Origin of the sequence: Polaribacter sp. 20A6 (assembly GCF_011378915.1) — a bacterium.
GTDB classification, from domain to species: domain Bacteria; phylum Bacteroidota; class Bacteroidia; order Flavobacteriales; family Flavobacteriaceae; genus Polaribacter; species Polaribacter sejongensis.
The window spans coordinates 575,817-589,524 of sequence record NZ_WTPZ01000003.1 but is presented as its reverse complement, the minus strand read 5'-3'; the positions used below and the strand labels follow the sequence as shown (position 1 = coordinate 589,524).

Sequence of the window (13,708 nt, the reverse complement as noted above, 5' to 3'; positions counted from 1 at the left end):
AAAACTTATTTTATTTTTATAACTACAAGTTGACGCAAAGTTTATTTACAAAAAAACTCGCAATAAATATTGCGAGTCCTTAGTTGAAAAAAAAATCTCTTAATTATAATTTAATGATCTTTTTAATGAGAAGGTTTTCGTCTGTTTTAATTTTTATAATATAGATTCCAGACGATAAATTAGAAACATCTATTCTTGGGTTATTTGCATTGGTTTCTTTTACTTTTTTAACCGACTTACCGGATGCTGTAAAAATCTCGACTTCTAATTCACTTAAAGTTCCGCTATAATTTACGTTTAAAAAATTGCCAGAAGGATTTGGAAAAATACTTAATTCTTTAAAAATTTGATCAGCTGTACTCAAAGTACCTGCAGAACCAATATTTCCTGCTGTATTGCTAGAGGTTTTATCAAAACTCCACAAGTTGTATTCTGTATCTTCAGAAAATGACCAATTATTAACATTATTAATACTTGCTCTTAATTGCGCTGGCGTTCCTGATAAAGCACCTGTATAAACTCCGAAATCATGTTTTTCCCCTACAGTATTTGCATTTACTCCATTGGTTAAAGCAGTTGGTAATTCACAAGCAGAGTTTCCGCCACCGTTACCCCATCCAAGGGCAGTATTTATTCCCGTTATCCAAGCAGCTGAATTTGCATCCGCTGGAAGCGCAAAAGGGTCTGCTTGAAAAATTAAGATACCTTCTCCATTTACAGAAAAATCGAAATCTCCGTCACTTGCTTCCGCAACTTTCCCAGTATAATCGTGAGTAGTTGTACCTACAACCTCTTCTGCATTATTTACTACTTGTTTAATAAGGCCATCATCGTCTAAAATAAAAAGATCACCAGTACTAAAAGCAGCACCTGCAGCCCAAGTCCAAATATCATCTACACTATAATCTCCTGTAAATTCATTGGCAGTATTGCTCCAAGTTCTATTAGAAATAGATAGCTTGGTGGTTGCGCTAATGTCTTTTAAAAGCATAAATGCTAATTTACCTTTTCCAGATTTCCAACCTACAATTGCAATATCTCCAGCAGTTAAAACAGTAGATTCTATTACATCAAAAATATTAATTTCTGCAGTTGCATTCTTTATACTACCAAAAGTTGTTGTTGTTAATGTAATAATAACAGTTTCACTTATTTCTTCTAATCCATCTTCTGCAGCAGCAATAATTATTTGAGCAGCGTTTGTTCCATTAGAAATAGTAGTTGTTCCAGATAATGATGTGTAGTCTGTACCGTCAGTTGCAACTCCACTTACAGTATACGTAATGTCTATATTTTCGGTAACATTTACCCCTTCTGGTAAACTTATGGTAAATACCCCATTAACACCACCTTCTATGGCGTCTGTAGTTTTAGCTATTGTAATTTCACTAAGTTCTCCTTCTAACTTTAATAAAGAGGTTTCAAAAAGTCTGTCATAACCAGGTAAAGTTCCGTCTTCCCAAAGAAAACTATGTATGTGTCCATCACCTTCTCCATCTCCATCTACGTCTTCATTATCATTATCATACCAAGCAGGTTTTACGTCTTTAAAATCAACCACTTTTGCAATTGCATTGTCTAAAATTGTTTGCACAATTTGATCTCCATTTGGCTCGCTATTTCTAACGTTAGTTTCTTCTCCCGGATCTGTAGAAATGTCAAATAAATTCCACTGACCACCATTTGCTGTTTTTACAATTTTCCATTTGTCATAAGCAATTCCGCCATTATGGAATCCATTTTGTGGTCTCATCAACAATATACCATCATCTGGTCTTGCATCTTGTCCTGCAATTAATTTATCCATAAAATCTACCCCATCAATAGTTTTTTCTGTAGGTACAGTTGCTCCTGCTAAACCAACTAAAGTTGGATACAAATCTAAAGAGCTAATTTGATGATTATACGAAGCACCACCTGTAATTTTATCTGGCCAATGCACAAACATTGGTACTTTATGTCCACCTTCTTTTACACTTCCTTTTCCTGCATCTAAGGGCCAGTTTACAGCACCTTTACTGTGTGTATAACCACCATTATCACTTAAAAATATAATAACCGTATTGTTAAATTTAGTCATGTCTTTTTTAAGTTCTGTAACAAGTTTTCCTATATTGGTATCCATATTGGTTACCATTGTAGCATAGGTAATACGAGCTTGCACAAACTTTTCTATCAATTCTGCTTTCTTAACAGGATCAGATTCCTTATTTACAGGGTTAGATTCTGTAATGTATGGACTATTTCTAATTAAGCTTTCAAAATTAGGATTGTCTAATTTAAACTGAGCTTCTTCTGCTGCCGGTGCTTGTAAAGGGGTGTGTGGTGCATTGTAAGATAAATACATAAAATACGGTTCTGTAGAACCACTTACACTATTTTGATACTGAATTGCTTCATCTGTAAGCAAATCTGTTAAGTAATCTTCATTTTCAGCATCACTGAATTCACTTTCTGCAACATAACCTCTATCTCTCCAAATTGGGTCTTGATATTCGTTTGTAACAGGATTGTTACCTCCTAATCTGTTATAAAAACCATCTTCATAAACACTTTCGAAGTAATTTTTTCCTCCACCTAAGAAACCAAAGAAATAATCAAAACCTCTATCTAAAGGTTGATATGCTCCATCTTTAAACCCTAAATGCCATTTACCAAAAGCAGCTGTATTATAATTCGCAGTTTTAAGTACTGTAGAAAAATAAGTTTCATTAGTTGGCACACCTAAAGTGGATGTAATATCATTAGGTAAATTATATTGTGCACCAATTCTGTGCGGCATCATACCTGTTAAGATGGCTACCCTACTTGGTCCGCAAAAAGGATGAGCAACGTGCGCATTTTTTAAGACAACTCCGTTATTTGCCAAAGCATCTATATTAGGAGTTGGAATCACTCCTCTGTCTTCGGGAAAACTTCCACCTCTGTTAAAACCGACATCTCCATAGCCTAAATCATCGGCTAAAATTACAATGATGTTTGGTTTTGTTCCTTGCGATTGCGCATAGTTACTCCCCGAAATTAGGACTGTAAAAAAGAATATATAATATTTAAAGTAATTGTTTTTCATAGTTTCAGTTTCTATTTAATAATGATTTTTTTAGTTTGCTTTGTATTTTCTGATGTAATTGATAAAAAGTAAATTCCTGACGATAGATTAGAAACACTTAACTTAGAATTAAGTACATTACTTTCCTTTACTTTTTTGACTGATTTCCCTAAGGCCGCAAAAATCTCTATTTCTAAAGTCTGTTGTGCCTCTCCAAAATTAATAGAAAGTTCCTCATTTGCCGGGTTAGGAAAAATAGTAAATTGACCTTTAGATAGCGTTGATACAAGCAAAGTACCAACAATACCAATATCTCCTGTAGTATTACTAACCGTTTTGTTAAATGACCACAAATTGTAGGTTGTATCTTCAGAGAAAATCCAATTACTTGCATCATTAATACTTGCTCTTAATTGCGCAGGTGTACCTGATAAAGCACCTTTATAAACGCCAAAATCGTGTTTATCTCCAACACTATTTGCATTTATGCCGTTTGTTAATGCAGTTGGTAATTCGCTATAGGAATTCCCTCCACCAACTCCCCAACCTTGAGAAGTATTTATACCCGTTATCCACGCTGTCGAATTTCCGTTTGTTGGTAATGCAAAAGGATCTGCCTGAAAAATCAAGATTCCTTCTCCGTTTACCGAAATATCAAAATCACCATCACTTCTTTGATCTACTTTTCCTGTATAATCATGAGCAGTTACACCTACGACAACTTCGGTATTACCAACAACTTGTTTAATTTGCCCATCTGAATCTAACATCAAAATATCTCCAGTTTTATACTCACTTCCTGCAGTCCAAGTCCAAATATCATCAACCGTAAAATCTCCAATAAATCCATTAGAAGCATTGCTCCAAGACCTATTAGAAATTGATAACTTTGTTGTTGCACTAATATCTTTTAAAAGCATAAACGCAAGCTTTCCACTTCCAGATTTCCAACCTACTATGGCAATATCTCCTGCCGTTAACGTTGTAGATGCAACAAAATCTGATATAGAAATACTCGTTACTGTTGTATCTACTGTTTTAGAACTAGAAGATTGTAAAGTAATAGTAACTGTTTCTGGATCTTCTTCAATTCCGTCTTCAACAGCGTCAATAATTATTTCAGATGAATTCGTTCCGCTTGCTATAGTAAACGTTCTTGGTATTGTAGTATAATCTGTTCCTTCCGTTGCACTTCCATCCACTAAATAGGTAACATTAATATCTTCTGTAGCAATCTCTCCGTTCGGTAACGCCACTTTAAAACTTCCATCAGTAGTTCCTTCAATTGCATCAGTAGTGCCAATTATAGATATTTTACCTGTTTGTTTTTGCCAAACTCTAATATATTCTATTTGATATTCTGCTGGGGTTTGTAAATCTGAAGCATCTGGCAAACCTAACCAAGGAAAAGTTTCTGAATCAAACCAAATCCAAGAAGGGACATCTGTTACCCATCTATCTGGTTCTGCTCCGTTTTTTGTTAAAACAGATTTTAAAATTGTACCATCTGGATGTAAAACACCATCAATGTAAACTTTTATATATTCTGCAGTCCACTCAAAACCATATACATGAAAATCGTCTGCTGTATTATTTGCTGCTTGTATATTTCTAGTATGTGTTGTACCTATTTTACCAAGTTCTTTTTGTTCTTTAAAAATTTCATTGTTTGGATCCCAACTGATAATATTAAGCTTTAATCTTTTTTTCCAAGCGTCGTTGGTTTTATGACCTCCAAACATTTCGAACATGTCTAATTCCGCTGCACCTCCTGGTTTTCCTGGTCCTGGACCTGTAGTCCAAAAAGCACTTGTTATTTCTGCATTTGCCGCTTTAGATTTAATTTCCATATATCCATATTGAAATTGTTTTTTACTAATTACAGCCGCAGTAGTTATTGGTTTAGACACTCCATTATACACACCTAATTGATTGCCACTATTATCTTTTGTAAATGGATAATCTGGTTCCCATTTTGTAAGAATTTTTAACTTTCCGTCTTCTAAAATTGCATTATCTGTAGAAAACTGAGCAGGTACTCTTCCTATAAAATTAGATTGATATTTTCCATTTCTACCCTGAATTAACCATTGATCTTCATTTATAGTAGCTGCTTCAAATTCGTCTGAAATATCAGAGTTTAAAATCCAATCTCCTGTATTTTGAGGATCAGAGAATGGCAATGTTTGTCCATTTATAGTAAAACCCCATAATGATATCATCATGAAAGCAACACTATATTTAAAAGTTGTCGGAAAATGCAGTTTTGTTAAATACATGTATATTTTAGTTTAACGCCAAAACTACATGATAAATAAGCATAGAATTAAGCTAATATTAACCACAAATGGTAGCTTATTATCATAAGCTACCATTTTGTGATTGATAATAAATATACTCTTTATAAAATAAAGGAAAACTGTTATTGTACTTAAATAAAAAAGAAATAAGAGACTAGATATCTTCTCTAAACTTCTTTGGAGTAGAACCCATTATCTGTTTAAATTGTTTATTAAAATTAGTAATTGAATTAAAACCAACAATATAACAAATTTCTGAAACTGGTAAATTTTCTTGCACCAAGATTCTAGAAGCATTTCGAATACGAATTTCATTTAAAAACTGGGTAAATGATTTATTCGTCATTTTTTTAAAAAACCTACAAAATGAATTTGTTGTCATACAAGCAACATTAGAAATATCGTCTAAACTAATACTAGAAGCGTAGTTATCTGATATAAATTTTAAAACCGTATCTATACGCTCAGAACTTTCAGTGGTTGTTGTCTGCCTCATATCTGAGGATGATAAAACTGTTTTATCTTTTTTATCAACCAAAGATAATTTATGTAAAATACTTAAAATTTTAATGTGTTTTTCTGTTGATGACAATCTTGGAAGTGACATAATATCGTTATGTAAAAACTTACTCACATTTTCTCCAAAAGACAAACCAAACTTGCACTCTTCTAATATTTTTTTTACGTTGTAAAAATCTGGCATTTGAAGAATCTCATTTCCTAAAAAATCTTCTGTAAATTTAGTTACAATAGTCTTTACTTCTTTGGTACTTTCTTCTTCGTAATAAGAAGGATCATTCCTCCACAAATGTGGCAGATAAGACCCCACCAAAACTAAATCTCCTGCAAAAAAAGGAGCAACACTATCACCTACAAAACGAATTCCGTTACTTTTAGAAATATACAGTAATTCGAATTCTTTATGATAATGCCACGCAGCATCTAAACAAGGAACATCTCTTGTATAAATGTCTAGTTTTTTATTTACAGGGGTATCAGATTTTTTTAATACGAGTTTCATTGTTAACAAATATAATAAAATATTTTTTGAAATTGAATTCCTATTTTTAACTCACTAATTCAATAAACATTGATAAAAAAACAAAATAAACCTTTAATCTAATTTAAAAGTTTCATCAAACTTTGGCATATTATCTTTTTTCCATTCAACACCCGTTTTTACATTGTGCCACCAAAATGGTTGAATATGTAATTTACTCCAATCTTCTGCATCTTTTACTAAATCTTGTAAGATTTCTGGATGTTGATTTTTTACATCATTTTTCTCTTCAATATCATTTGTAATATTGAACAATTTCCATTTTTGATTGTATGCTTTTACAGCTTTCCAATCATTTTTTCGAACACCAACATCACTAAAACCATTTCTGTGACGCATCACAAAAATATTATCATCTTTATAAGAATCTTTATTCATTAAAAAATTATCCCAAATATTTTTACCATCTAGTTTTTTTCCTGTAGGAATTTCTGCTCCTGCTAATTTTGCTAAAGTTGGATAAAAATCTAAAGCAGAAACTGGGGCATTAAACGTATTCCCCGCAGGCACAACATTTGGCCAATTGAAAAACATAGGAACTCTATAACCGCCTTCATAAGCACTTCCTTTTCCTTCTTTTAAAGGAAAATTTGTTGCTCCAGAAGTCGTTTTTCCTCCGTTATCACTTAAAAAGATAATTAAAGTATTTTCTAACTGATTAGAATCTTTTAATGATTGTAAAATTCTTTTAACTCCACGATCTACAGCATACACCATAGCAGCATAGGTTCTTCTTTTTTTATCTTTTATATGAGAAAACAACTTAAGATCTTCTTCTTTTGCTTCTAAAGGTGTATGAGGTGCATTGTATGCAAGATATAAGAAAAAAGGATCTTCGTTTTTACCAGCATCTGTAATAAAACGAACCGCTTCTCTAGAAAAGGCATCTGTTAAATATTCTGTTTCTTTTATTTGTTTACCATTGTGCTCTAATGGATGTAAATAATCCCAAATTAATTTATTTCCATTAGCTTCTTGTTGTGCATACGCTTTTCTATATTGCTCTGGAAAATAATTATGTCCTCCTCCTAAAAAACCAAAGAAATCATCAAAACCTCTTACATTTGGATGAAATTCTGGATTAGAACCTAAATGCCATTTACCAATTGCACCAGTATTATAACCTGCTTCATCTAACACTTTACTAATAAAAGTTTCTTCTAAAGAGATTCCTTTCTTAATAGTTTCTCCACTATTTGGAGGTAGGTTAAATTGAGCTCCAATTTCATGTGGATATCTACCCGTCATTAATGCTGCTCTACTTGGTCCACAAAAAGGATGTGCTACATAAGCAGAAGTAAAAATAGTTCCGTTATTTGCCAAGGCATCTAAATTGGGTGTTGGTATGTCTTTAGATCCATTAAAACCGACATCTGAATATCCCAAATCATCACATAAAATAAATAAAATGTTTGGTCTTGCAGGAGTTTCAATAGTTGAAGTTGTTTTTGCTACTGTTTTAGAATTGCTCTTATCTTTAGTGGAAGTACAACTAATTGTTGCTAATAAAAAAAAGGCAGAAATAATAGTTACTATTTTTTTCATTTGATGGTATTATTAATAATAAAATTGATGCTGTAAACTAAGAAAAGGTTGCCTTCTATCATTAATTAGAAAGCAACCTTTTTTTTGTTCTAAAAAAAGTTATTTAACCTCTTTTAATTCTTCTCTCATTCTCTTAAAAAACGGAGCCAATTCTTTGTAATTTTTTCCTGTTAACTTAATAACACCATTGTTAAATTCTTTACTAGCTTCACCGTTTTTAGCTTTCTTTTCTTCTTTGGTTATTGTACCTGCTTTTGCCTCTTTTTGAGACTCTCCATAAGCTACAACCATTGTTGTTCTTAATTCTGTAAGCTCTTTTTGTTGAGCTTCGTTTAAATTATATTCTTTCGCTGCTGCTTCTACAAAGTATTTATTTTGTCTTTCTTGAAATTTATTTTGCCCATAAGTAGCAGAAAATGATACTACTAATAATAATATTAAAATGATTTTTTTCATGATATTGATTTAAGGTTAATGGTTAATTACTGCTATTATTTTTTTTGCCAAATTCTTACATACTCAATTTCGAAGTCTACAACTCCGTCCTCTTTTTCTCCCTCTGGACTATTTAATTCTAAGTCTTCTTTACTATCTGGAACTCCGTGCCAAGGAAACGTTTCTTGATCTAACCAAATAGAAATTGCTCCGTCCATAACCCAACCGTTAGGATAGCCTTTTTCTTTAGCATACGCATCTACTTGTTCTTTTGTTGCGCCGGTTTTGTATACTCCATCTACATATAATTTTAGTCCGTTTTCATTCCATTCAATTCCATATACATGAAAATCATCTGCTACTCTAAAACCATAATCTAAATGCTCTGTATACACACTTTTACCTTTCCCTTCTTTAGACCAATCGTGTATAGACCACCAAAGCTCTCTGTCTTTTCCATTTGCTTCTTTAACAGGTTGTCTATGATCTCCAAATTGTTCAAAAATATCTAATTCAGTTTTATTTCCTATCGCCCAAAAAGCACTTGTAATTTCTGCATCTGCAGCTTTACTTTTTATTTCCATATAGCCATATTTAAAGAATTTACGACCAATAAAACAAGCTGTTGTTAAGTTTTCGAATTTAGCAACTTCACCTTCTTTTTTACCCCAAGGTTTTTGCACATCATCAGAAAAAGGAAAATCTGGCTCCCAACGAGTTTCTAAAATTAGTTTGCCATCTTCTAAACGGTAATTTCTTCCTGAAAATTGAGATGGAGCACGTCCTTTCCAAACTTTTTTGTTTGGCAAATCTGGATGTTTGTAAAAAGGTTTTCCGTCTTTAAACTTCCCAACTATATACCATTTATCCTCGTCTATTGTATCATCTTCAAATTCATCAGAAGCATCCGTATTTAAAACCCAATTACCTGTATTTGTTGGATCTGATAAAGGAAAAACTTTAGCCTTCTGTTTAACAGAGTCATCTTTTGTAACATTCTTTTGATTACCACAAGCTAGCAGTAAAAGAGGGATACTAAGAAATAATATTCTTTTTATCATCATTTTATTCTTTTTTAAAAATTAAGCTTTAAAACTTAATCTTACAAAGAAAAATAAAATTAACGTACACCCTTTATTTAAAATTACCCACTTATGATTATAATTTATCCGTTAATTAAAGTTTAATTAACCTTTAAGTGATGAATTAAAAAAATAAAACAAAAAAGGCATCCTTTAAATTATAAAGAACACCTTTTCTATTTGTGATATATCGACTAAAAAAAACTACTTTCCTTAAAAGCTATAATTGTTAGATTTTAAATCTTTTGCTTCCGCAGAAACAGTTCCGTTTAAAGAATTTCCTACTCTTATTAATGCAGTTGCAATACCTGCTTCTGCTTTAATAACATCCGGATTCATTATTTCTAAATCACCTGTTAAAGTAACGTTTATCTCTTCTGAATAATCTGTGTTAATTGTTCCGTTTTCATCAACGGCAGCAATATAACAAAACACCACATCGTTAACTCCTGCTTGTGGTTGCTTTCCGCTTTCATCAATCCAAATTTTTAATTTAGTTGGCTCTTTAGCAGTTGTAATACTATCTTCAGACACTTTTTTTCCGTTGATAAAACCTACCGCTTTTAAAGTTCCCGCTTCAAAAGAAGATACTTTAAATGTAAATGGAGGGTGGTTTAATTTGTCTGTATTTTTATTTTGATCTGGTTTTTGAGTCGCAATTAATTTATCATTTAAAAACAATTGAACCTCATCTGCATTAGCAAACACTCTTACATCTAAAGGCGATTTTTCATTCCAAAAAGTAGCCAACTTTAAGATATTTGCCTCGTCTGAATCTCTCTGACTCTGATAAAAATAATATCCGAATTTTGGCAATCTAAAAAGATCCATTACTCCAGAGTATTCAATATCTGGATGATATCCTCTGTTATAATCATACATTACCCAATAACTATCTGAAAATGCTACCGTGTGTAAATTATCATTATGCGATTCTTGTAAATTGAAAGCCATGTTTAACAATCTTTCCTCTCCATTAGCTCTAGATTGACGACTGCTTAGTTCCGCTCTCATAGAGTTTGGTAAATTATCTTGATTTAAACCTGCATTTTTAGAATGATATTCCCAATCTCCATACTCAGAAACAGAATATGGTTGTCCCTCTTTTAAAGGATGTGGATGTAAAATTCTATGCTGACGTGCTTGAAAATAGATGTCATACACATCATCCATCCATCCACAAGAATACACATTCTCTCCAGGATATTCTGCATGCGTAATTCTATTTAATTCTGTCATAAAAGGAACTGTCATTTCTTTAGTTTCATTTAAAGAAACTTCCCAAGCCAAAACAGAAGGTCTGTTTCTATCTCTTCTAATTAATTCTGATGCAGATCTGTAGCAATACTCTCTAAAAGCATCGGTATCATTATAATATTGCCATCCCATAATAGCATCTACCACTACAATACCCAACTCGTCACAAGCATCTAAAAAAGCTGGAGATTGGGGGTAATGTGATAATCTGATATAATCGAAACCACCATCTTTAATCTTTTTAGCATCTCTATACTGTGCATTATCAGACAAAGCATACCCAATAAAAGGGTAATCTTGATGGCGATTTACACCTCTTAAAAATGTTTTTACGCCATTGATTTCTAGTTGATTTTCTTTATCAAAAGTAAAAACTCTAATTCCGAAATTTGTTACTTCTGCATCAATTTCATTCTCATCAATAAAAATCTTCGTTTCTAACTGATATAAATTAGGATCTTTTGGCGACCATAATTTGGCATCGTTTAATGTAAATATTTGTTGCACTTCTACATCATTTTCTGCTCCTATGCTTTTTACAGTTAATTGTTCTTTTACCAAAGTTCCATCGTAAAAAATACTTTGTACAATTTTAACTTCTTTTGCTTCTTTTTCTTCATTAATTACATGCGTTTTTATAGCAACTTCAGAAACAGCTTTAGAAACTTTTGGATAGGTTATAAAAACACCACCTCCAGCAACTTTATTCGCCAAAACAGGATCTGAAATATATACTTTATCCGAAAAATGCAACCAAGCATTTCTATACAAACCACCATACATATTAAAGTCTAACCTTTTTAATGGTTTTGGCCCTGTAATATCGTTGTCCGTATTGTCTAATCTTACAGCAATTACGTTAGCACTTCCTTTTTCTACATAGTTTGTAATGTCTACTTTTACAGGCAAATAACCTCCATGGTGTTCTGAAACTAAAGTTCCGTTTATCCAAATTTTAGAAAAATTCATGGCTGCTTCCAATTCTAAAAACACTTTCTTTTTAGATGGATTTACAGGAACATTAAAACTTTTTCTGTACCATGCAATTCCTTGCCATTGATCATTTACAACTTGTGGTTCTATGTTTGTTGTGTGTGGTAAGCTTACCGACTCCCAAGAAGTTGCATCGAAATTTGGTTGACTAAAAGCAGCATCTGAATCTGTGGTTTTAGCTAATTTGGTAAACTGCCAACCTTTATTAAAATTAACTTTTGCTTCATAATTAGCTTCTTCTTGACAAGAAGTTAAACTGATGGCAATGATCAGTAAAAATGAATATTTTAATGTGTTTATAAAATTGATCTTCATAGGTTTTGTTTTTAATTTAAACGCAAAATTCGCGAAGGCTTTTCAGTTAGAAAGTATACTTCTTTGTCTTATTTTTTTAATGATTTTTTATACAACTGGCTATACTTTTTATAACCAACTTCTACTCCATTTTGCATATCTAGGTACGCTTTTGGGTGTTCTTGTCGAAACCATTTTACAAAAGGTTGTCCAGGAACATCAACCGGATTGTAAGTGTCACTTACCGGCGTCATTTCTTTATCAAACTGAACAGTTTCTGCTCTTAATTCTTCTAATACGTCTTTATATTTTTCGTTTGTAGCTAAATTATGTAGCTGAAATGGATCTTCTTTTAAATTATACAATTCTTCGTTTGGTTTTGTAGGCTCAAAAAATGGTTTTTGGTTTTCATTTAACTTCCCTTCTTTGTACAATTTTCTCATAATATGTACTGCAGGTCTATAAAACTCTAAATACGCTTGTTCTGCATCATAAGGAACTTCTGGTTTGTCATTTCTAATATAAGACCAATCTCCAGAAGTTACAGCTCTTGATTTTTCTTCAATTTCATCCCATAAATCTCTTGCTCCATATACATATTTTCTATCAAAATTATTATTAAAAATTGGTTTTCCTGTCATGTAGTTTGGAACATCGATTCCTGCAAAATCTACAATAGAAGCCGTTATATCTGTTGCAGAAACCACATCTTTTCTTACTTCTCCTCCTTTAAATTGTTTTGGATAATAGATAATAAAAGGAATTCTTAATCCTGGATCTTGTAAATATCCTTTTCCTCTAATATTACAACGACCATTATCACCTATAAAAATAACAACAGTATTGTCTGATATTCCCTTATCTTCCAATTCTTTAAAAATCATTCCCACTTCATTGTCCATGTACTCGATTTGGTCTAAATACTTAGCCCAATCTAAACGAATTGCAGCATCATCTGCCATATAAGGTGGCAATGTTAAGGTTTTTGGATCTACTGGATGTTCCGATTTTGCTCTTACTTCATCCCACCAATCTCCTCTATGTGTAACTACCAACTGAATTTGCGCAAAAAAGGGTTGGTCTTCCTTTTCGAAAGTATCATACTTATCAAACAAACCAAATTCTGTTTTTCCATCCCAATTACCAATTGGATCGTGTTTAAAGTTTACATCAATTTTTCTACCTTTTTTCATTACAGCATGATTACCCAAAATAGTAGTGTATCCTGCATCTTTTAATAATTTTGTGAATGGCTTAAACTGACTATCTAAAGGAACATCCCTGTTACTTCTGTGATTGTGCGAATTTGTTTTTACTTGATGTGTACCAATCATCATTGCAGACCTACTTGGTGAGCAAATTGGATTGGTTACAAAAGCATTATCAAAACGAATTCCTTGATTTGCCATTTTGTTTAAATGAGGCGTTTTTACATTTGGCATTCCGTACGTTTCTAAATCTATACTCATGTCTTCTGCCATGATCCAAATAATATTTGGACGCTCTTTTTTCACTTCAACCTGAGCAACTTTTTCTGTATTCTTTTTACATGCTGATATTGTAAGAATAATACAAGTAGTTAGTGTGATAAATTTAATTGATTTCATATATTTTATTATTTGTGTAATTGTTTAAAAGTTTAACTGTGTAATTGACTAGACTCGGTTAAACAATTTAACAATTACACGTTTAC

The 13,708-nt window shown here is 32.3% G+C and carries 8 protein-coding genes; all 8 read right to left on the bottom strand.

Annotation, left to right across the window (positions count from 1 at the left end):
• Positions 1 to 103: 103 nt before the first annotated feature.
• Positions 104 to 3,070, bottom strand: coding sequence for a sulfatase-like hydrolase/transferase (locus tag GQS57_RS09805; RefSeq protein ID WP_165732665.1), 2,967 nt, complete (start codon positions 3,068 to 3,070; stop codon positions 104 to 106).
• Between the two features lie 11 nt (positions 3,071 to 3,081).
• Positions 3,082 to 5,274: a T9SS type A sorting domain-containing protein gene (locus GQS57_RS09800; RefSeq protein WP_165732664.1), complete on the bottom strand. Its 2,193-nt coding sequence runs from the start codon at positions 5,272 to 5,274 to the stop codon at positions 3,082 to 3,084.
• 229 nt (positions 5,275 to 5,503) lie between these two features.
• Positions 5,504 to 6,370: an AraC family transcriptional regulator gene (locus GQS57_RS09795; protein WP_165732663.1), complete on the bottom strand. Its 867-nt coding sequence runs from the start codon at positions 6,368 to 6,370 to the stop codon at positions 5,504 to 5,506.
• A gap of 93 nt (positions 6,371 to 6,463) precedes the next feature.
• Positions 6,464 to 7,954, bottom strand: a complete 1,491-nt coding sequence (locus tag GQS57_RS09790) for a sulfatase-like hydrolase/transferase (protein WP_165732662.1) — start codon at positions 7,952 to 7,954, stop codon at positions 6,464 to 6,466.
• A 99-nt stretch (positions 7,955 to 8,053) separates the two neighbouring features.
• On the bottom strand, positions 8,054 to 8,410 hold the full coding sequence (locus tag GQS57_RS09785; RefSeq protein WP_165732661.1) for a hypothetical protein: 357 nt from the start codon (positions 8,408 to 8,410) through the stop codon (positions 8,054 to 8,056).
• A gap of 35 nt (positions 8,411 to 8,445) precedes the next feature.
• Positions 8,446 to 9,453: a family 16 glycosylhydrolase gene (locus GQS57_RS09780; protein ID WP_165732660.1), complete on the bottom strand. Its 1,008-nt coding sequence runs from the start codon at positions 9,451 to 9,453 to the stop codon at positions 8,446 to 8,448.
• A gap of 231 nt (positions 9,454 to 9,684) precedes the next feature.
• Positions 9,685 to 12,036, bottom strand: coding sequence for a glycoside hydrolase family 2 TIM barrel-domain containing protein (locus tag GQS57_RS09775; RefSeq protein WP_165732659.1), 2,352 nt, complete (start codon positions 12,034 to 12,036; stop codon positions 9,685 to 9,687).
• A gap of 68 nt (positions 12,037 to 12,104) precedes the next feature.
• Complete coding sequence (locus GQS57_RS09770) at positions 12,105 to 13,622, bottom strand: sulfatase (RefSeq protein ID WP_165732658.1); 1,518 nt, start codon at positions 13,620 to 13,622, stop codon at positions 12,105 to 12,107.
• Between the last annotated feature and the right edge of the window lie 86 nt (positions 13,623 to 13,708).

What these genes read in the sequence shown, in the direction of transcription:
- GQS57_RS09800 (WP_165732664.1), bottom strand. Translation starts at nt 5,274, where the DNA reads ATGATGATATCATTATGGGGTTTTACTATAAATGGACAAACATTGCCA.
- GQS57_RS09780 (WP_165732660.1), bottom strand. Translation starts at nt 9,453, where the DNA reads ATGATGATAAAAAGAATATTATTTCTTAGTATCCCTCTTTTACTGCTA.
- GQS57_RS09785 (WP_165732661.1), bottom strand. Translation starts at nt 8,410, where the DNA reads ATGAAAAAAATCATTTTAATATTATTATTAGTAGTATCATTTTCTGCT.
- GQS57_RS09775 (WP_165732659.1), bottom strand. Translation starts at nt 12,036, where the DNA reads ATGAAGATCAATTTTATAAACACATTAAAATATTCATTTTTACTGATC.
- GQS57_RS09790 (WP_165732662.1), bottom strand. Translation starts at nt 7,954, where the DNA reads ATGAAAAAAATAGTAACTATTATTTCTGCCTTTTTTTTATTAGCAACA.
- GQS57_RS09805 (WP_165732665.1), bottom strand. Translation starts at nt 3,070, where the DNA reads ATGAAAAACAATTACTTTAAATATTATATATTCTTTTTTACAGTCCTA.
- GQS57_RS09770 (WP_165732658.1), bottom strand. Translation starts at nt 13,622, where the DNA reads ATGAAATCAATTAAATTTATCACACTAACTACTTGTATTATTCTTACA.
- GQS57_RS09795 (WP_165732663.1), bottom strand. Translation starts at nt 6,370, where the DNA reads ATGAAACTCGTATTAAAAAAATCTGATACCCCTGTAAATAAAAAACTA.